This window comes from Dokdonella soli (assembly GCF_039523175.1).
Classification (GTDB): Bacteria; Pseudomonadota; Gammaproteobacteria; order Xanthomonadales; family Rhodanobacteraceae; genus Dokdonella_A; species Dokdonella_A soli.
Genome location: NZ_BAAAEU010000003.1, coordinates 25,686 through 45,759 on the forward strand (window position 1 = coordinate 25,686; position 20,074 = coordinate 45,759).

The following is a 20,074-nucleotide window of genomic DNA, read 5'->3' on the forward strand; positions in this document are numbered from 1 at the left end:
TCCGCTTGTCCTTTCTTTCGAGTTCGCTGAGCGCATCGCGCATCCTCTGGCGCTGGGCGCGGATTCCGTTCCTGATCGGCGTCGGCGCCGCCATCGGCTTCCTGACGCCGTACACGTTCTATCTGGATCGCGAGGTGCGCAGCCGCTTCGACGATTTGTCCTGGGAAATCCCGAGTCGCGTCTATGCACGTCCGCTGCAGCTCGCGCCCGGCATGCCGCTCAGCGCGGAAATGCTGCAGATCGAACTGGCCGCGGCGCGCTACGTCGATGATCCACAGGCGCGCACGCCGGGCACCTGGCATCGCGCCGGCGCACGGTTCACGATCGCGCGGCGCGGGTTTGTCTATCTCGATGGCCGCGAGCACGAGAAGCGCATCGCGGTGAGCCTCGCAGACGGTCGCGTCAGCCAGTTGGTCGATGCCGACTCCGGCGCCGCGCTCGCGAAGGTGCGCCTCGAGCCCGCGCGTATCGCGACGCTGTATGGCGCGCTGCAAGAAGATCGCCGCATCGTGCAGCTCGGCGAGGTACCGCCGTTGCTGCTGGGCGGCCTGCAGGCGGTCGAGGACCGCGACTTCAAGCACCATCACGGCATCAATGCGAGTGCGATCGTGCGCGCGGCATGGGCGAACCTGGTCGCCGGACACGTCGTGCAGGGCGGCTCGACGCTGACCCAGCAGCTGGTCAAGAACCTGTTCCTCGATCGCGGCCAGACCTTCACGCGCAAGCTCAACGAGGCGCTGTTGTCGCTGCTGATCGAGGCGCGCTACGACAAGCAACGCATCCTCGAGGCCTATGTCAACGAGGTGTTTCTCGGCCAGCAGGGTGGCCAGGCCGTGCACGGCTTCGCTGCCGCAAGCGAGTTCTATTTCGGTCGCGACCTGCGTGGACTCGGACCCGCCGACATCGCGCTGCTGGTCGGCATGGTGCAGGGGCCGAGCCTGTACGACCCGCGCCGCAATCCCGAGCGCACGCTGGCGCGGCGCAATGTCGTGCTCGGCGTGTTCCGCGATACCGGCCTGATCGACGACGCAACATTCGCGAGCTCGAGCAAGCAGCCGATCGGCACGGCAGCGAACGCGACCTTGCCGCGCGATCGCTACCCGGCCTTCCTCGACCTGGTGCGCCGCCAGCTCAAGCAGGACTATCCGGACACCGAACTCAACAGCGCGGGCCTGGCGATCCACACCACGCTGGCGCCGTCGGTGCAGACGCTCGGCGAGGACGCGATCGAGAAAGCGCTGGCGGGCATCGGCAAGCGCGGTGATGCGGTCGAGACCGCGCTGGTCGTGACCGGCGCGCGCGATGGCGAAGTGCAGGCGATGATCGGCAGCCGCGACGTCGATGCGCCGGGCTTCAATCGCGCGCTCGATGCATTGCGTCCGATCGGTTCGCTGGTGAAACCCTTCGTGAACCTGGTTGCGCTCGCGCAGCCGCAGCGCTATTCGCTGGCGACCCTGCTCGACGACAGCGCGATCGACCTGCCGCAGCCCGGTGGCGCACGCTGGCGTCCTGAGAACGACGATCACCAGACCCACGGTCAGGTGCTGCTGATCGATGCGTTGGCGCACAGCTGGAATCTGGCGACGATCCATCTCGGCCAGCGCATCGGAGTCGATCGCGTACACGGCTTCCTGCAATCGTTCGGACTCGGCCGCGACATCAATCCGAATCCATCGATGCTGCTCGGCGCGATCGATCTGAGCCCGTTCGATGTCGCGCGGCTGTATCAGTACCTTGCTGCGGACGGGCACGCGCTGCCGTTGCGCACACTGCGTGGCGTGCTCGACGCGAAAGGCCGCCCGCTGTCGCGCTACGCAGTCAAGCCTGGCGCCGGCGATTACACGACCGCGACGCGCCTCGTGACGCATGCGATGCAGCAGGTCGCGATCAACGGCACCGCGCATGCGATCAACGATGTCGGCCTCGGCAACCTGCATGCGGCCGGCAAGACCGGCACCAGCGACACTCAGCGCGACTCGTGGTTCGCCGGCTTCACCGGTGATGCGCTTGCGGTCGCCTGGGTCGGCCGCGATGACAACAAGCCGACCGGCCTGGTCGGCGCGACCGGCGGCCTGCGCATCTGGATCGAATTGATGAAACGCCTGCCGACCACGCCGCTGGTCGTGCCGCAGGATGGCATCGAGCAGGCCTGGGTGGATCCGCAATCGGGCAAGCGCTCGGATTCCGCCTGCTCGGGCGCACGTGAACTGCCGTTCGCGACCGGTTACGCGCCGACCGAAGAGGAACATTGCCCGCTGGATCAGCTGCGCCAGTTCTTCGGAACCAGCAGCGGTCAATGACACGACAAGCGAATGGTTTGCGTACCTCCGATTGCCCCCTTGCGCCAGCGGGAGAGGGCGAGGGGAGGGGATTTGATTCGGTCGAATTGAATCAAATCCGTCCGAATCACTAGGCGCACGTGCGAAAATCGGTCGCTCCGGCCGTCGCTTCGGCCCTTCGATCCACCTCCCATCGAGCAGACATGAAATACACGCTTCATTGTTCCCTGTTGGCTGCGCTCGCGCTCACCGCTTGCACGCAACCTGGTCCGCCCTCGCCGAGCGTGAAGCCGGCACCCGCGCACGATCCCGTTGCCGCGGTGCACGCGATCCGCGCCGCGGGCGACGGTCTCGATTCCGCGGTACAGGTGCAGCCGCTGCGCGATTCGGCGATCGATGGATTCCTGAAGAAGGCACACGATGCCGAGGCCGCGCGCGACTACGCGGGTGCGGTGAACGCCGCGAACAGTGCGCTGAAGCTTGCGCCGGACGCGCCGGACATCCTGCAGTACCTGGCCGAGCTCGAAATCGGGCGCAGCGACTGGCAGCAAGCCGAGCAGCTGGCGATGAAGAGCTTCAGTCTCGGGCCGAAGGTCGGCAGTCTGTGCGCACGCAATTGGCAGACGATGGTCGAAGCGCGCACCGCGATGGACGACGCGGCGACGGTTGCACAGGCGAAGCAGCACCTCAAGGAATGCCGCGTGCCGCCGCGATTGCGGATGTGACACTTCACCTCCCTCTCCCCCGACGGCGTCATCGTTGGGGGAGAGGGTTGGGGTGAGGGGGCGGGGGCTCGATGGTGCGCGATGCTGCAAGTCGCCGACGCTTCCCGGATGCTTGCCTGCCACGACTGCTCCCGCAAACCTCGATGCCATCGTCTTCGCTCAACCCCCGCCCCCTCACCCAACCCGCTCCCCCGGGCTCTGCCCGAGGGAGAGGGCTTCGGGTCGCGACGCCATGACGGCCGCCGCCGACCTGCTCGGACCCGATGGTCCGTTCGCGCGCGAGGTGCCCGGCTTCGCGCCGCGTGCCTCGCAGCAAGCGATGGCGGCTTCCGTCGAAGAAGCGATTGCCGATCGGCAGATGCTGGTCGCCGAGGCCGGCACCGGTACCGGCAAGACCTTCGCCTATCTCGTACCCGCGCTCACGTCGGGCAAGCGCGTGATTGTCTCGACCGGCACCAAGACGCTGCAGGACCAGCTGTTCCATCGCGATCTGCCGCAGGTGCGCAGCGTGCTCGGCGCGCGTCTGTCGGCTGCGCTGCTGAAGGGCAGGGCGAACTACCTGTGCCTGCACCGGCTCGACCAGGCGCATCAGGAAGGGCGTTTCACGAGCCGCGAGCAAGTGTCGCAACTGCAGGCGATCCGCGTCTGGGCCACGCGCACGCGCAGCGGCGATCGCGCCGAACTCGCCGAGATCGCGGAAGACTCGACGCTGTGGCCGCGCGTGACCTCGACGACCGAGAACTGCCTCGGCGCCGATTGCCCGATGTTCAACGACTGCTTCGTGGTCAAGGCGCGACGCGCGGCGCAGGAGGCCGATCTCGTCATCGTCAATCATCACCTGCTGTTCGCGGATCTCGCGATCAAGCAGGAAGGGTTCGGCGAGATACTGCCCGGCGCACACGCGTTCATCCTCGACGAAGCGCACCAGATCCCCGAACTGGCCGGACAGTTCTTCTCGGTGACGCTGTCGGCACGCCAGTTGACCGAGCTTTCCGGCGACGCGTTCGCCGAATGTGCGAACGTGAGCGGTGCATTGGCGGTGCTGCAACCGGTGATCGAGCCGCTGAACGCGGCGGTCAAACGCGTGCGTCTCGCGCTCGATCGGTTCCCGGCCAAGGGCGCGTTCGTGCAGATCGAGCGCGACGCCGAGGTTGAGTCCGAACTGGCCGCTCTGCGCGATGCGCTTGGCGCACTGGCCGAGACGCTCGACAAGCACGCCGAACGCAGTCGCGGCCTCGCCAGCGTCGGCGAGCGCGCTGCGCAACAAGTCGCGCGCCTCGCGCACCTGACCGACAGCGGCGCACGCGACGCGGTCCACTGGTACGAACTCACGACGCATGGCTTCGCGTTCCACGCGACGCCGCTCGACCTGTCGCAGCCGCTGCGCGAGCTGCGCGCGCAGAGCCATGCGGCGTGGATCTTCACCTCGGCGACCTTGTCGGTCGCCGGCCGCTTCGATCATTTCGCGCGCCAGCTCGGCCTCGACGATCCGCACACGCTGCTCCTCGACAGCCCGTTCGACTATGCGCAGCAGGCGCTTGCCTACTTGCCGCGGGGCTTGCCCGATCCGTCCGCGGCGGACTACGTAGACCGCGTCATCGATGCGGTGATTCCGGTGCTCGAAGCTTCGCGTGGCCGCGCGTTCCTGCTGTTCACCTCGCACCGCGCGCTGCGCCGCGCGGCGGAACTGCTGCCCGAACGCGCGGCGTTCCCGCTGTTCGTGCAGGGCACAGCGCCGCGCAACCGCTTGCTCGAAGCGTTCCGCGCATCGGGCAACGGCGTGCTGCTTGGCGCGGCGAGCTTCTGGGAGGGCGTCGATGTCGCCGGCGAGGCGCTCAGCGTCGTCGTCATCGACAAGCTGCCGTTCGCGGCGCCGGACGATCCGGTGCTGGTCGCGCGGCTAGAGGCATTGCGCGAAGCCGGCGGCAATCCGTTCACCGACTGGCAGATTCCGGCCGCCGTGATCGCATTGAAGCAGGGGGCGGGTCGATTGATCCGCGACGTGCGTGATCGCGGTGTGCTGGTGTTGTGCGATCCGCGCCTGACGTCGCGCGGCTATGGAAAGCTTTTCCTCGCCAGCCTGCCGCCGTTGCCACGCACGCGCGAGGCGGCCGACGTCGAGCGGTTTTTCACCGCCCATCCCTGACGGAATCGACTCGGATCAGCCATCCCTTTGTTTGCGAATGATTTGGCATGAGGTTTCAGCGCGCGCCATCGTGAGCGCGTAGCCGCAAGATCTCCGTCTTCAGTACCGGCCTCGTCTCTGTCTATCGGCGGAGTCCATCGAAATGCGTGCCGCAGACCTTTGCGACAACCAAATGACGATGCTATAAGAGCCAGCCTCACGTTGTTTCAGTGTCGATTCACCTCGCTCATGGACGACGGGCGCACTCCTGGGGAGGGGCGCGGCGGATTCTGTTTGCAACAAAACGGGCTTGGTCGGCGCAATCGCTTCAAATGGAGCTGGTGTGCCGTGTCTTTTTGGGGTCGCGTCGCGGATCTCCGGTCCGGGAAGCGACAGATTCGTTCTTTTGAGAGGGGGTAACGCATGAAATCGGTTCGAATTTCAGTCCTGGCCGCCGCCGTCGGGATAGCCTTGTGTGGAATGAGCCCGCCCGACCTGTACGCGGCGGGGTCTTCCCCAGAGTCCAAGGGAGAGAATGCCGCAGGGGCTGTGACAACGGGTCGCTACATCATCACTTTTGCGGAGGCGGGTCTTGCCAACTACAAGGGTGGCATCTCGGGTCTGCAGCGAACTGCGCCAGCGTCGGATCTGGTCAGTGCGAACAGTTCGCGCAAGGTCGACGCCAACTCACCGGCCGCCAACTCCTACAAGGCCTATCTGTCCGCGCAGCGCGACTACTACATCAGCGCGATCGAACAGAAGCTCGGTCGCAACCTTGCCATCAGCTTCACCTATGACGTCACGCGCAGCGCGATTTCCGTTGCGATGAGCCAGGCCGAGGCCGCTGCCGTTGCAGGCGTGCCCGGCGTCGTGTCGGTGTCGGCAGTTGCCGTCTTGCAGCCGGATACGTTCCGCGGCCCCACCTTCATTGGCGCGAACACGATCTGGGACGGTACGAAGGTCCCGAGCTACGCCGCCGCCACCCGTGGCCAGGGCGTGCGCGTTGGCGTCATCGACACAGGCTCGTACGCTGCACACCCCTCGTTCGCAAATGATCCCATGTGCGGCTTCAGCAATACCCATCCGAAGCTGCACGCCAAGGACTGCATGACCAACAATGGCACGTCGTGCACCGGTACCACACCGGAAGCCGATTCCGGCAATGGTCACGGCGTGCATACGAGCAGCACGGCCGCCGGCAACACGATCGACAACACGGTCAGTCCGGCACCGTTGCTGCCCAACGGCGTCACCATGTCGGGTGTGGCGCCGTGTGCGGAAGTCTTCACGTACAAGGTCTGCAATGTCGCCAAAGGCTGTACCAGCGATGCGATCACTGCAGCGATCCAGAACGCGATCACCGACCAGGTCGACGTGGTCAACTATTCGATCGGACCGACCTGCGGCGGCGGCGATCCATGGCAGGACAGTCTCGACTTCCTCAGCGCCGAGGGTGCTGACGTGTTTGTGGCGGCATCCGCCGGTAACACGCGCGCCACTTGCACGAATCCGACTACCCTCGTCGCCAATAACGGACCGTGGATGCTTACCGTGGCCGCGTCGACCCAGGACCAGCTGATCTCGCCACAGCTGACCGCTGTGGGTCCTGGCACGCCGCCTGCCGCAACCCAGAACGTCCCGCTGATTGCCGGCAGCACGACGCTGACCCCGGCCGCGACCACGGATCTCACCAGCTACCCCTTGCTCACGAATCCGGCAAATCCCGTCGGTTGCACTGCGACCGGTGGAATCACCGTCAATTTCACCGGCACGATCGCGATCCTGCGGCGTGGCAGCTGCGCCTTCTCAGAAAAGATCACCAATGCGTACAACGCGGGCGCACGCATGGTGGTCATCGGCAACAACCAGGCCGGCTCGATCTCCATGGACACCTCGACCCTGACGGCTGCCATTGCCGGTAATGTCGCCGCGTTCAGCATGACGCAGGTTCCCGGTGACGCGCTGATCGCGTTCGTCAACGCCAATGCCGGGTCCACCGGCAACTATCGGCGCGCCGTGATCGGGCCGGTTCAGGGTGACGTGCTCGCCGGCTTCAGCTTCCGCGGTCCGACGATGGCACCGTACGACGACCTGACCAAGCCGGACATCACCGGTCCAGGCGTCAACATCTACGCCGCGCTCGATGCGGGCGAGGGTAACTACGGTCTGTTCAGCGGCACTTCGATGTCCTCGCCGCATTTGGCTGGTTCCGGAGCGCTCGTGCGTGCGGTGCATCCGAGCTGGTCGCCGATGGAAGTCAAGTCGGCGTTGCAAACGACAGCCACGCTGACGGGCACCAAAGAGGATGGCACGACGCAGTGGGCCGTGGATGATGTCGGCGGCGGCCGTGTCGACCTCACCAAGGCGACACTTGCGGGCCTCACACTCGATGAGACGCCGGACAACTTCTTACTGGCCAATCCGCACCGTGGCGTAGTCGCTGACACGATTTTCATTGACGGTTTCGATCCCGCGGCGCTGCCGATCAAGGACCTGAACGTTGCGTCGCTGCGCAATTCGAAGTGCGGGACGGGCTGCACCTGGACACGCACGTTCAGGAACCGCCTCAACAAGTCCGGCAATTGGGCGCTGGCGGCGGGTGTCAATCCGGCCGGCTACACGCTGAGCTTCAGCCCTGCTGCGTTTACGCTGGCGCCGGGTTACACCCAGCAAGTCACGATCACGGCAACGGCTATCGGCGCCACGTCGACGCAATTTGCCTATGGTCGGGTGGATCTGCATGAAAGTGGCAGCCTGTCGCCGGATCAGCACCTCACCGTCGCGGTCAAGGCTCAGCAGCCTGTGCACGATTCGAGCTTCGAGACGACGACCGGTCCGGCTGGCACGAATCCCTCGTGGGATGCCCTGGATACCAATCCTGGTGCGGCGGGTGGCACGAACTTCTTCAACAATACGACGGCACTTCCCGTTCCGGTTCGCACCGGAAATTGGGCAGTCTGGTTCGGCGGTTGGGGTGGCGGTGCGGAAGTCCAGCACATCTCGCAGAGCGTCACCTTCCCGGCTGGCGGCCCGCAGTTCCTGAACTACTGGCGTCGCGCTGCGACTCCGCCGGATGCGGCGGGCACGCTGACGGTTTCGATTGATGGAACGGCGGTAGAGACGACCAACCTCAGCACGATCACAGCGGAGACCGCCTACGGCCACCACTCGATCGATGTCAGCGCCTACGCCAATGGTGCGGCGCATGTGATCAAATTCGAGTACGTCTATGCCGATGCTGCCGCCACCCACAAGGATGGCAACATCTTCATCGACGACGTGACGCTCGATCCGACCAATGTCAGCCCGTTCCTTGCTCCCAGTCCCGTGCTCAGCCCGGACGCTGGCCTGCTGAAGCAGGCGGACTGAGTCCTGGAGTCCGACCTCTAGTTTCGAGGCCTCCTTCGGGAGGCCTCTTTTTTTGGCGCGTCGCTTCTTGTTGCGTCCCGAGGAAGGGCCCTTTATGAAGCCGAGCAGCCTGGGCGCGCGTTGTGGCCCGATTCGCTCAGCCCCGGCTCACTGCCGCTTCAGCACCGCGGTCATCTCCTGCACCGCATTGACATAGAAACGTGCCGCGAACTGCTGCTCCTGCGGCGGGCGTTGTGCCAGCGCCGGATCGAGGCGGAACGAGAATTCCAGGTCGAAATCGCAGTGAATGCCGTAGTGGCTGAGGCCGTACTGATCGCGCCAGGCCTTGTTGAAATAGTAGTAGCTGCCTTCTCCGACCGGCGGCCATTGATGGGTCGGATCCTGCATCGCGCCCATGCTGCTCCAGTAGGGGGTGATCATCGTCGCGAGCGCGCCGGGTTTCAGCACGCGGTACAGCTCGGCCATGAAATCGACGCGCTGGGCGCCGGTCAGGTGCTCGAAGAAATGCGAGCAGTACGCTTCGTCGACGCTTGAATCAGCGAAGGGCCAGGGCGTCGTGCGCAGGTCGTGCACGACATCGGCGCCGCATTCGGGTGAGATGTCGACGCCGATGAAACCCTCGCGTTTATGCGCGCCGCAGCCGAGATCGATCTTCATGAAGTAGACATTCCATTCCCGCGCATTCGGCGGGAGCGTTGAGCCGTGCGGGATTCAGCACTCGATCACGTTGACCGCGAGGCCGCCGCGTGAGGTTTCCTTGTACTTGTCCTTCATGTCGCGGCCGGTTTCGCGCATCGTCTTGATCACCTTGTCGAGCGAGACACGGTGCTTGCCGTCGCTCTTCATCGCCATGCGTTGCGCGTTGATCGCCTTGACCGAACCCATCGCGTTGCGTTCGATGCACGGGATTTGCACGAGGCCGCCGATCGGGTCGCAGGTGAGGCCGAGGTTGTGCTCCATGCCGATCTCGGCCGCGTTCTCTATCTGATAGATGCTGCCGCCGAGCGCAGCGGCGAGGCCGCCGGCAGCCATCGAGCAGGCCACGCCGACCTCACCCTGGCAGCCGACCTCGGCGCCGGAGATCGACGCGTTCTCCTTGTAGAGGATGCCGATCGCGCCCGCGGTCAGCAGGAAATCGATGATGCCGTCTTCGTTCGCCTTCGGGCAGAACCGCTCGTAGTAGTGCAGCACCGCCGGTACGATGCCGGCCGCGCCATTGGTCGGCGCGGTGACGACGCGGCCACCGGCCGCGTTCTCCTCGTTGACTGCGAGCGCGTAGAGATTGACCCAGTCGAGGATCGTCAGCGGATCGCGCAGGGCCGCTTCCGGGCGATCGCGCAGGTCCGTGAACATCGCCGGCGCGCGGCGCTGCACGTGCAGGCCGCCGGGTAACGTGCCGCTCTCGCGCGTGCCACGCGCGACGCAGCTCTGCATCGCGCGCCAGATGTCGAGCAGGCGCGCGCGGATCTCGGTTTCACCTCGCCAGGATTTTTCGTTCTCGAGCATGATCTGCGCGATCGTCTTGCCGCTCTTTTCGCAGAGCGCGAGCAGTTCGTCGCCACTGTGGAACGGGTAGGGCAGCGGCGTGGTGTCGGCGACGATGCGGTCCTCGGCCGCCTCGTCCTGGTTCACGACGAAGCCGCCGCCGACCGAGTAATAGTCGCGCGTCGCGAGTTCGGTGTCGTCCGCGGCATATGCGCTGAAGCGCATGCCGTTCGAGTGATACGGCAGCTTCGTACGCTTGTTGAAGACCAGATCGGCCTTCTCGTCGAACGCGATCTCGTGCTTGCCGAGCAGGCGGATCTTCTTCTCGTTGCGAATGCGCTTCAGCGTTGCCGGGATCGAATCCGGATCGATCGTGTCCGGCATCGCACCCTCGAACCCGCACAGCACGGCCTTGTCGGTGCCATGGCCGCGGCCGGTCAGCGCGAGCGAGCCGAACAGTTCGCAGCGCACTCGCGCGACGCGGCCGAGCACGCCGGGTTCTTCGAGCCAGCGCGAGACGAAGCGTGCCGCTGCGCGCATCGGCCCGACCGTGTGCGAGGACGAGGGTCCGATGCCGATCTTGAAGAGGTCGAAGACGCTGACGGCCATGGCGGTGATTGGAGGTGGAGTTGCCGCTATTCTACGCGTTCGAATCACGCCTACCTGCAGGAACGATGCGCCTGATCCTGTTCCAACGCGACGATTGCCCGCTGTGCGACCACGCGCTCGCGCTGCTGGCCGCCGCGCGCGCGCCGGATTTCGACAGCGTATGGATCGATGACGATGCGGCGCTTGAGGCGCGCTACGGCACGCGCGTGCCGGTGCTGCGGGATCAGGAGGCCGATCGCGAACTCGATTGGCCGTTCGAACCCGCCGCGCTGCATGCGTTTCTGCGTGGTTGAATCGGCACGCAGGGAATCGGGGCAAGGGGCGATCTTTCGCAGGAGCGGCTTCAGCCGCGATGCCTTTCGTCAAGAGCATCGCGGCTGAAGCCGCTCCTACAACATCGGAAACCCGTGTAGGGCGACGCTTGCCAGCTTGCTTGTCGTGATCACGACCGTGTTCGTCCCTGCGAGATCAACAGCTCAGCGTTCGGCGCCCCCGGTTCATACTGGTGGAATTTCTCCATGCGCGGCCTCGACCGACGGCGTGCGCCAGCCCGACTTCACGCCCCATACGTAGAACGCCAGCCCGATCACCGCGACCGCGGCGAGATCCCAGCCCCAGGTCAGGTAGTCGCGGCCGCCGAACTTCGCGCTGCCGGCCCAGGACAGCGCGGCGACCACCGGCAGATAGACGATCAACCACCACGCACCGCGCAGCTGGCGGCCGAAGTCGTGCCATCCGGCGCGCGCCTGATAGTAGAAATACACCGGCAGCGCGACCGCCATCAGCAGGATGATCTCGCCGGTCAGCGGCCACTTCGCCCAGTACAGCAACTCGGTCGAGAACACGAAGGCGACCGCAGCGAGGATCGAAAGGCCGGACAGGCGGAACGGGCGATGCAGGTCCGGCGCGGTGCGGCGCAGCGTCATCACCGCGACCGGACCGGTGAGGTAGGAAATGATCGTCGCGACCGAGATCACCGCGGCAAGCGTGCCCCAGCCGCGGAAGAAGAACAGGAACAGGAACGACACTGCGAGGTTCAGCCACATCGCCGGCCGCGGAATACCGAAGCGCGGATGCAGGCGGCCGAACAGCTTCGGCAGCGTACCGTTGCGTTCCATGCCATAGATCATGCGCGCGGTGGTTGCGGTGTAGGTGATGCCGGTGCCGCTCGGACTGATGAACGCATCCAGGTAGAGCAACATCGCCAGCCAATGCAGGTTGACGATGATCGCGAGCTCGGCGAACGGCGAGCGGAAGTCGATGCCGTGCCAACCCGCTTTCGCCAGCATCTCCGGCGGCACCGCGCCGATGTAGGCAACCTGCAGGATGATGTAGACGATCGTCGCCAGCACGATCGAACCGATCACTGCGAACGGAATGCTCGTGCCCGGATTGTGCGCCTCGCCGGCGAGGTTCACCGGGCTCTGGAAACCATTGAAGCTGAACACGATGCCGGCGGTCGCGACCGCCGTCAGCACCGCGGCGAAGTCGATCGCATGCGTGTCGCCATGCACGCCGACCGCGAAATTGCCGCTGTGGAAGCCGCTCGCGATGAGCGCCAGGCCGGTCGCCGCCGGCACCACGAGCTTGAACCAGGTGATCGCGGTGTTCGAGCGCGCGAACAGCTTCACGCTCCAGAAGTTCAGCAGGAAGTAGACGATCACCAGCACCGCGGCGATCGCGAGGCCCGGCGGCGTCAGCTCACCGTGCCCATCGGGCATGTGCACGAACAGGTCCTGCGCCCACTGCCACGGCCACGAGGCCATGTACTGCACCGAGGCTTCGGCCTCGACCGGGATCACCGAGACGATCGCGATCCAGTTCGCCCACGCCGCGATGAAACCGACCAGCGAACCGTGCGAGTAGTGGCCATAGCGCACCATGCCGCCGGATTCCGGGAACATCGCGCCGAGCTCGGCATAAGTCAGCGCGATCGTCATGATGATCGCCGCGCCGATCACCCAGGCCCAGACCGCGCCCGGACCGGCAAGTCCCGCCGCACGCCAGGCGCCGAACAGCCAGCCCGAACCGATGATCGAGCCGAGGCCGGTCAGCATCAGGGCCCAGGGGCCGACATCGCGGTGGATGGCGTAGTGCTCGGACATGCGAACTCCAGATTTCACCGCAAACGCGGCGCGAAACCGCGATGGTCGCAGTTCGGGCGGCGAATGTCAGCGGGCAGAGTCGGGCGCCGGGGTTGGATCAATCCGCCTTGCGGTCGCGCAGGCGCTTCAGAATCTCCTCGCGCGCCTCGCGCAGGATCGAGTCGCGGTCGAGGCTTTCGACGATCTCGGTCACGACGCGCTTGGGTCCTTTCTCGCCCCAGGACTTGCCGGCGATCAGGTACTTCTCGGCCGCGCGGCCGACCAGTTCAGTCGCATACCAGGCCAGCGCGCCTTGCGCCCCGGCGGTGACGACCGTCGATAGACCGGCACTGAGGCCTTTCAGCGCCGAGGCGACCAGGTGTACGCCCCAGATCGCGCCCATCAGCGCGGCCAGTTGCGCCGAGATCACCGCGATCAGCGAGCCGGCCTCGCCCTTCGTCAGCGGCAGGCCGTAGACGCGGCCCAGGTGCATGACCAGCGCCGCGTCGAGCGCACCGGCCGCGAGCAGGTCGGCGACCGGGATCGGATTCAGCGCGACCGCGAGGCTCTTGGCTATGCAGTATTGGCGGATCACCTTGTCCGCGAGTTCACGGCGCGCCTCGGCGATGCGCGTACCGACCTGGTCCGAGACGCGGCCGGCGAACAGGCTCGCGTTCAGCGCGGCCAAGGTGCGGCCCTCGCGTTCGACGATCGCGGTGAGCCGGTCGCGTAATGCGTCGAGATCGGGCATCTGTTCGACCAGTTCGGCATGCTCGATGCCGTCTGCATCGACGCGCAGCCGCTTCAGCGGCGCCGGCTGCGCGGCGATCGCGACGACATCGTCGGCGCGCACGAGGCCCGTCGCGTGTTCACGCAGGCGTTCGAGCAAGTGCTTGCGTTCGTCCTCGCCGTACCGATCGGCCTTGTTCAGTGCAAGCAGCAGCGGGCGCTCCGTGCGCGCGAGCAGTTGCAAGGCATCCCGCTCGCGCTGGGTCATGTCGCCGTCGACGACGAAAACCACGAGATCACTGACACCCGCAACGTCGAACGCGAGTTTCTCGCGCGCCTCGCCATCGAGTTCGTCGATGCCCGGCGTGTCGATCAGATGAACGCCATTGCCGGCGACTTCTTGCCAGCTGCGCCGGGCGGCTTCGCGTGTCGTGCCGTGCAACACGCCGACCGTGAACGCGTCCTCGCCGAGCAACGCATTGGCCAGCGCGGACTTGCCGACGCTGACCCTGCCGAACACCGCGATGTGCAGCTCGCCGCGCTCGAGCTTGCCGAGCATCGCCTCGAGGCGCGCGAAGTCCACGGCAAGGCTGCTGCGGATCGCGGTCGGGATATCCGGATCGTCGAGCAGTGCACGCAGGCTTTCGGTGGCTTGCGCACTGTGCGTGTCGCCACGAGGTGCAGCGGCGACAGGCCGATCGCCCGCTCGCAGGAACCCGGCGCGCAAGCGTTGCCACAGTGAAACGGGACCGTTCATTCGATAGCTCGCGCGCGCAAGAATCCGTAGGAGCGGCTTCAGCCGCGATCGGTGTCACGACCAGAGCACACCATTCCCACCCAACCCTTCCCTTGAAGGGGAGGGCTTGAAGAGCATCGCGGCTGAAGCCGCTCCTACAACGCTCTCGTTACTTGGCGCTCAGCACGAGATGTCCGTGCACCGACACGTCGGCGCCGATGTCGGACCAGTCGCTGCCGTTGCCAAGGCCGAAGTCGGCGCGTTTCAGCGTGGTGTCGACATCCAGCGTCGCCGTGTTCCCGTTTTCAGCGAACTTCACCTTGAGCGTGACGGGCTTGGTCTGATCGCGGATCGTCAGAGTGCCTTTGGCCTCGCTGCCGTCGGCGGCCTTCGTGAACGACTCCGTGACGAAGTGCGCCTTCGGGAACTTGCCGGTAGCAAAGAAGTCGCTGCCCTTCAGCGCGTCGTCGCGCTCGCTGCTGGCAGTGTCCGAGCTGGCGGTATCGACGTTCACGTCGAACTTCGCCTTGGCGAGATCGGCTGCGTCGTACACGATCGTCGCGTCGAACTTCTTGAACATGCCGTCGAAGGATTCGCCCTGATAACTGCCCTTGAAGGTCAGCGAACTTTTCGCGGCGTCCACGTGCCAGTCACGCGCGAACGCGGCGGCCGGCAACAGCAGGGAAGCAAGGATCAGCGTGCGCACCATGATGCAATCTCCTCGGAGTCAGGGGGTCGGACCGGATGCCGTGCGCCGGCCCGGAAGCATCCGGCGCAACACATCGTCGCGATGGTAGAAATGATGAACGAGCGCGGCTGTGGCGTGGCCTGCGGCCACCAGGATGAGCAGCCAGAACAGCCATTCGTGAGTCTCGTGCCCGATTTCCTTGAGCTGGTCGTCGGGACCTCCGGTCAGGCTCGGCATCTGCACGATGCCCCACCAGTACAGAGGACGCAGGCTGCTTGCCGAATCGAACAGCCAGCCGGATAGCGGCACCGCGAACAGCAGCACGTAGAGCAGGGCATGGCCGACGCGCGCAGCCATGACCTGTGCGTGCGACATCGTCGCCGGTTCGGCCGGGCGCACGTCGAAAAGCCGCCAGATCAGGCGCAGGATCGCGAGCAGCAGGACGGTGAGTCCGAGCGATTTGTGGAACGTGTAGATCGGGATGATGTTCGGCTTCTTGGGCAGCTCGACCATGATGAGGCCGATCACGCCCTGCGCGAGGATCAGCAGCACGATCGTCCAGTGAAAGAGCTTGGCCACACTGCCCCAATGCGCTGTGCTGCCTTTGAGTGTCATCTCAGTTATCCCCTTGTTTGGATTTCGCTGCATCACCGTCGCGGATACCCTCGATCTCGAGGCGCAGCTCGACCGCCTCGCTGACGACGTCGGCATAGCGCTTCATGCCGAACTCGAAACGATGCAGGGTAGCGCTGGCGGAAAAGCCAGCCTTCTGCTTGAACGCGTAAGGATCGTTGCCGATGCGGTTCAGCGTGAACGCGACGTCGATCGGCTTCGTCTCGCCATGGAAATTGAGATCCCCGTGGATCATGCCATGCGTCGCGTCCCGCTTCTCGACGCTGCGACTGACGAAATGCGCGGTCGGCCAGCGACCGACGTCGAGGAACTGGCCGGATCTGACGGTGTCGTTCCATTTCGCGTCACCCATGTCGGCCGAAGCGAGGTCGATCGCGACGTCGACGCGGCTGGCGCTCCAGTCCTTGTCGTCGAACTGGAACCAGCCTTCCTTGATGCGCAGGCGACCTTGCGGATGCGAGAAGCGTTGATGCCCGACGCTGAACCAGACTTGCGAATGGACCGGGTCGAAACGATACGTTTCCGGCACCGCGCGCGCGGGTGTTGGAAACAACAGCGACAGCGCCACGACGCTTGCGACGCCGAAACTTCCTCTCTCCCAAGCGAAGCTAGGGGGAGAGGGCTGGGGCGAGGGGGCGGGGTTGCAACGAAGCGAAACCTGGGTGCCTGCCCGGTACGCGATGCGAAGTGCAAGGCTCGTCTGCTCAGGACTGCAGCGGTTCGAGGAGAGCCGAGCCGTCGCCCCCTCACCCAACCCTCTCCCCCAACGAAACAGCCGTTGGGGGAGAGGGCTGGAAAGCGGCGCTGACGGCGTGTTGTGCATTCCGCCAGCTTGGCAAAAACCGCCCGGTCACGCCAGCGTCGCAGCGTGAACGCTGTGGTGCGCTGGCATCACCCATCGGGCGACAGGAGCGATCGTGCGCGTCGTCGTTCGCACGACCGCTTCGTATGGATCAGGCCGCGATGCCGTCGAGCAGCCGCGCGTAGAGTGTGTGGAACTCGCGTGCCAGCGTGCGCAGGTCCGGGTGGCCGTAACGATCGAGGCTTGCGAGCGGATCGAACCAGCGCAGGCGCACCGTCCCATCGGGTGATTCCAGCAGCGCCAATTTCAGCGGCGCCTCGATCAACGCGGCAGGATCCGTGGCGAGCAGGCGCAGCATGTAGCGCGGATGGAAGAACAGCAGTTGGCGTGCCGGACCCATCTCATGACCAGCGCGTTGCAGCAGCTTCTGCGGGTCGATCTCGTGGATCAGCCACAGATCTTCTGCAGCGAGGCGTTGCTTGAGCTGCGCGAGCGTGTCATCGAACGACAGCGCCGAAACGGCTTCACGTTGGAAGCCGGGCTGGGTACTCGGCGTGGCGTAGCGAATCGTCGCGCTTGGGCGCGTGGATGCCTCGAGGGTCTCGAGGCTCGGTCGCTGCGTGTTCATCGTTTCATTCCTCATGGCCTACCGCGACGCGCGGGAAATCGAGTTCCGGCGTGGCGACGTGGTTGAAATAGTTGGAAAAGGTGTTCAGCGCGACGTGCGCGACGATCTCGCCGATCGCTTTGTCGTCATGGCTGGCAGCGCGTACCGCCGCCAGGGCGGCGTCACTGACCCGGCCGTGGGTCGCGACCACCTCGACGGCGAAGCGTAACGCGGCGGCGGTCGCCGGATCCGCCGACTGCGCGTTGCGCGTCGCTACGAGTTCGGGCTCCGAAAGGCCGAGCTTGCTGCCGCGGAACGAGTGCGCGGACACGCAGTACTCGCAGCCGTTCGCTTCGGCGACGACCAGCGCGAGCTGTTCGCGCAGGCGTGTCGACAACGTGCCGCGGACCAGCGCTGCGCGGAAATCCAGGTAGCCGGCGAGCGCGGCCGGCGCGTTCGCCATGGCGGCATACAGGTTCGGGATGCGTCCGAGTTGCTGTTGCGTGCGTTCGAGCAGCTTGGCGGCTTCGCCTTGAGCGGCGTCGGGTGTGACCAGCGGCATGCGTGACATGGTTCTTCCTTTGCTTCAGGTCGCCCATCGCGACGTGCAACAAAGGTAGGGAACGCGCGCGCATTTCGGTATTGCCCGCCGATGCATGGTGGCCAAACGCTGCCGCATACCCGTTCAGCCGGCCACGGCGTCCGGTGCATGCGCGATCCGGTGCAGCTTGCCGGCGAGGAAGTCCACCGCAGCCCGAACGCGCGGCGTGTCGCGCGCATCGGCATGCAGACCCAGCCAGAGCGGACGCGCCGGTACCTCGACGGGCACCGGGACGAAACGCAGGCCGGCAAGCGCGTCGCCGTGCACACGTGCCAGGCAAGCGAGGCCGGCACCGGCAATGGCCGCCGCGGCCTGTGCTTCGCGGCTGTTGCTGCGGAACGCGATATGCGCGCGCGCAGCATGCTGTCGCAACCAGATCGCATCGGCGACGTCGGCCAGATCCTCGGTCGTCGTCACCAGCGTGTGGCCGGCACAGGCTGCATCGAAATCAGGTGCGCCGTTGCGCTCCAGATAGGCCGGCGCTGCGTAGAGACCGAACGCGAAGTCCGCAACCCGCCGCTGCGCCAGTTCCTGCTGCTCGAAGCGAGCCAGCCGCAGCGCGATGTCGGCCTCGCCGCGTGAGAGGTCGAACCGGCGCGATTCGCCGATCAGCGCAATCGTGAGCGCGGGGTGCAGCGTGCAGAAGGGGCCGAGCAGCGGTGCGAGCACGCGTGCGGCCAGCCATTCCGGCGCGGTGATGCGGAGCGTGCCCGACAAGCCGTTGTCGCGCGCACTCGCCACGCGTTCTGCGGCGAGCGCTTCATCCTCCATGCGCGCCGCATGCGCGAGCAGCGCGCGCCCGCTGGCGGTCGGCACGAATCCGTCCGGCGTGCGCAGAAACAGCCGCGTGCCCAGGCGGTGCTCGAACGCTTCGATGCGGCGTCCCATCGTCGGCTGGGTCGTGCCGATCACGCGCGCCGCAGCGGAGAGGTTGCCGGCGCGGGCGATGGCGAGAAAGTAACGCAGATCCTCCCAGTCGATCATCGCGGGCGATCCTGCGCGCCGCTGTCGCGCAGTGCATCGAACGCGATCCGTGTGACGCGTTCGACGCGCTCGCGTGCGGGTTCGGCGAGCAGCGCGCGCACGCGGGTCTCCACGTCGGCTGCATCGAGCGTCGAGCGTTCTGCGAGCGTATCCGCCAGCGCATGGCCGAGGCTGTCGAACACCAGTCCGTACGCGATCGCGTGCAGCACGCCGCCGCCGAGCGTGCCGAGTCCGGGAAACGCCTTCAGTGCATTGCCGGCAATTGCGAGCACGATCGCGGTCGTGTTGCGCACTGTCAGGCCGACCCGCGACAGCAGCGCGTCGACATCGAGCTCGCGCACCGGCACGCCGTGGATGCGCGCGAGTTCGCGCACCAGCGCGGTGGCGAGCGCGCCCTGGATCAGGATGTCGCTGCCCGGTGCGACCGCGGCCATCGCGCCGACGATCGCGCGGCGCGTGTACTTGGCGACGGTTTCGGCTGATTCGCGCGACGCGGTCGCACGCGCGAGTTCGTCCCCGCGCCGGCCGACTTCGGCGAGCACGGCCGCTTCGCGTGCGGGTTCGAGTCCGGCCGCGCCCGTCGCGGTCAGCGCTTCGAGCGCATCGAGCAGGGGCGCGATCTCCGGTGCGCGCTCGCGCTCCACGCGTTCGCGTCGGCCATCGCCGAGCGTGCGCTCATAACGTTCACTGCCACCGGCGCTGATCGCTACGATCGTGCGCGCGCGCTTCGCGTAGCGCTGTCCGAAGCGTTGCAGCAGCGCAGCGCGTTCGGCCTCGTCGTAGAGATCGGCCTTGTTCAGCGCGAGCACGAGCGGCTTGCCGAAACCGGCCAGCCAGCCGAGTTCGGTGTCCTGCGCGCGGGTCAGGTCGGACGCGGCCAGGTAGACGACGGCATGTGCACGCAGCGCCTCGTCGCGCGCGAGTTGTTCGTGGATCGCTCCGTCGACCTCGCCGGTTCCCGGCACGTCGGCGAGGATCAACGCACGACCATCCGGCAGTGCGCCGCGATGATGTTCGACGTGACGCGTGGTGCCGCCGCGCACGTCGACCTCGGGCGCGGCCTGTGGCGCAAGCGCACGGATCAGGCTCGATTTGCCGGTCGAGATCTCGCCGAACAGTGCGATATAGACCTCACCGCTGGCGCGGCGGCGATCGAGTTCGACCAGCTCCGCTTCGAGCGCTACGGTTTCCGCATGCCGCTCGCGCAGGGCATCGATGCGCGCGTCGATCTCGTTGCGCGATACCGGAATCACTGCGGCGAGCGAGGATTTCTTCGCCGGCCGCGCGAGACGCCAGAGCAGCCAGCCCAGGGCGCCGAGCACGAACGCGCCGGCGACCAGCAGCGGCGCGCGCAGCCAGATCGGCATCGCGGCGAGGCGCTGGTAGAACTCGAACAGGCTGTTCAAGGTTGCGACGACAAGGCCGAGCAGCAGCGCCGCGCCGATCGCGAGGGCGGCGAGGAAGATCAGGCGCAGCGGCAGGCGAGGTCGCGACATTGCACGATTCTAAGGGTATCCGGCATCGACTCGCCTGCGGACGGTCCCGCTGCAATGAGTACTTGCGCCGTCAAGCCCAGGTATCGAACCGCAGACGCATGCGTGGCAGTATCTGCGCGGGG

Annotated in this window: 16 protein-coding genes; 5 read left to right on the forward strand and 11 right to left on the reverse strand. The window is 66.1% G+C overall.

Annotated features, from left to right (window positions below; translation table 11 throughout):
• Nucleotides 1-5 precede the first annotated feature (5 nt).
• From mrcB to ABD002_RS03240, 4 genes are all read left to right on the forward strand, one after another.
• Complete coding sequence (gene mrcB, locus ABD002_RS03225) at nucleotides 6-2,300, forward strand: penicillin-binding protein 1B (protein ID WP_343787101.1); 2,295 nt, start codon at nucleotides 6-8, stop codon at nucleotides 2,298-2,300.
• A 182-nt stretch (nucleotides 2,301-2,482) separates the two neighbouring features.
• A complete protein-coding gene (locus ABD002_RS03230) occupies nucleotides 2,483-3,004 on the forward strand; it encodes a tetratricopeptide repeat protein (protein WP_343787103.1) in 522 nt (173 codons plus the stop codon).
• A 232-nt stretch (nucleotides 3,005-3,236) separates the two neighbouring features.
• Nucleotides 3,237-5,150 (forward strand): DNA repair helicase YoaA, encoded by a 1,914-nt coding sequence (yoaA, locus tag ABD002_RS03235; protein ID WP_343787105.1) that lies wholly within the window; start codon nucleotides 3,237-3,239, stop codon nucleotides 5,148-5,150.
• 528 nt (nucleotides 5,151-5,678) lie between these two features.
• Nucleotides 5,679-8,498 carry a S8 family serine peptidase gene (locus tag ABD002_RS03240; protein ID WP_343787107.1) on the forward strand — a complete coding sequence of 940 codons (2,820 nt, stop codon included), beginning with the start codon at nucleotides 5,679-5,681 and terminating at the stop codon, nucleotides 8,496-8,498.
• Nucleotides 8,499-8,645: 147 nt separating this feature from the next.
• On the opposite strand, the gene ABD002_RS03245 is transcribed toward ABD002_RS03240, so the two are convergent.
• Nucleotides 8,646-9,155 (reverse strand): class I SAM-dependent methyltransferase, encoded by a 510-nt coding sequence (locus ABD002_RS03245; protein ID WP_343787109.1) that lies wholly within the window; start codon nucleotides 9,153-9,155, stop codon nucleotides 8,646-8,648.
• 54 nt (nucleotides 9,156-9,209) lie between these two features.
• Entirely contained in the window at nucleotides 9,210-10,592 is a 1,383-nt protein-coding gene (locus ABD002_RS03250) for an L-serine ammonia-lyase (RefSeq protein WP_343787111.1), read from the reverse strand.
• A 65-nt stretch (nucleotides 10,593-10,657) separates the two neighbouring features.
• Here ABD002_RS03250 and ABD002_RS03255 point away from each other — a divergent pair, with 65 nt between their 5' ends.
• Nucleotides 10,658-10,885 carry a glutaredoxin family protein gene (locus ABD002_RS03255; RefSeq protein ID WP_343787113.1) on the forward strand — a complete coding sequence of 76 codons (228 nt, stop codon included), beginning with the start codon at nucleotides 10,658-10,660 and terminating at the stop codon, nucleotides 10,883-10,885.
• A gap of 204 nt (nucleotides 10,886-11,089) precedes the next feature.
• On the opposite strand, the gene ABD002_RS03260 is transcribed toward ABD002_RS03255, so the two are convergent.
• From ABD002_RS03260 to ABD002_RS03300, 9 genes are all read right to left on the reverse strand, one after another.
• Nucleotides 11,090-12,697, reverse strand: a complete 1,608-nt coding sequence (locus ABD002_RS03260; protein WP_343787115.1) for an APC family permease — start codon at nucleotides 12,695-12,697, stop codon at nucleotides 11,090-11,092.
• Nucleotides 12,698-12,794: 97 nt separating this feature from the next.
• Nucleotides 12,795-14,162, reverse strand: coding sequence for a DUF697 domain-containing protein (locus tag ABD002_RS03265; protein ID WP_343787117.1), 1,368 nt, complete (start codon nucleotides 14,160-14,162; stop codon nucleotides 12,795-12,797).
• Nucleotides 14,163-14,310: 148 nt separating this feature from the next.
• On the reverse strand, nucleotides 14,311-14,850 hold the full coding sequence (locus ABD002_RS03270) for a YceI family protein (protein ID WP_343787119.1): 540 nt from the start codon (nucleotides 14,848-14,850) through the stop codon (nucleotides 14,311-14,313).
• Nucleotides 14,851-14,868: 18 nt separating this feature from the next.
• Nucleotides 14,869-15,444: a cytochrome b gene (locus ABD002_RS03275; protein ID WP_343787121.1), complete on the reverse strand. Its 576-nt coding sequence runs from the start codon at nucleotides 15,442-15,444 to the stop codon at nucleotides 14,869-14,871.
• Between the two features lies 1 nt (nucleotide 15,445).
• Nucleotides 15,446-16,030 carry a YceI family protein gene (locus tag ABD002_RS03280; RefSeq protein ID WP_343787123.1) on the reverse strand — a complete coding sequence of 195 codons (585 nt, stop codon included), beginning with the start codon at nucleotides 16,028-16,030 and terminating at the stop codon, nucleotides 15,446-15,448.
• 385 nt (nucleotides 16,031-16,415) lie between these two features.
• The gene (locus ABD002_RS03285) at nucleotides 16,416-16,892 is read right to left on the reverse strand and encodes a DUF302 domain-containing protein (protein ID WP_343787125.1); all 477 of its coding nucleotides are present in this window, start codon (nucleotides 16,890-16,892) and stop codon (nucleotides 16,416-16,418) included.
• A 4-nt stretch (nucleotides 16,893-16,896) separates the two neighbouring features.
• Entirely contained in the window at nucleotides 16,897-17,442 is a 546-nt protein-coding gene (locus tag ABD002_RS03290; protein ID WP_343787127.1) for a carboxymuconolactone decarboxylase family protein, read from the reverse strand.
• 114 nt (nucleotides 17,443-17,556) lie between these two features.
• Nucleotides 17,557-18,456: a LysR family transcriptional regulator gene (locus ABD002_RS03295; RefSeq protein ID WP_343787129.1), complete on the reverse strand. Its 900-nt coding sequence runs from the start codon at nucleotides 18,454-18,456 to the stop codon at nucleotides 17,557-17,559.
• Nucleotides 18,453-19,952: a GTPase gene (locus ABD002_RS03300; protein ID WP_343787131.1), complete on the reverse strand. Its 1,500-nt coding sequence runs from the start codon at nucleotides 19,950-19,952 to the stop codon at nucleotides 18,453-18,455. Before ABD002_RS03300 ends, ABD002_RS03295 begins: the two co-directional genes overlap by 4 nt.
• Nucleotides 19,953-20,074 lie beyond the last annotated feature (122 nt).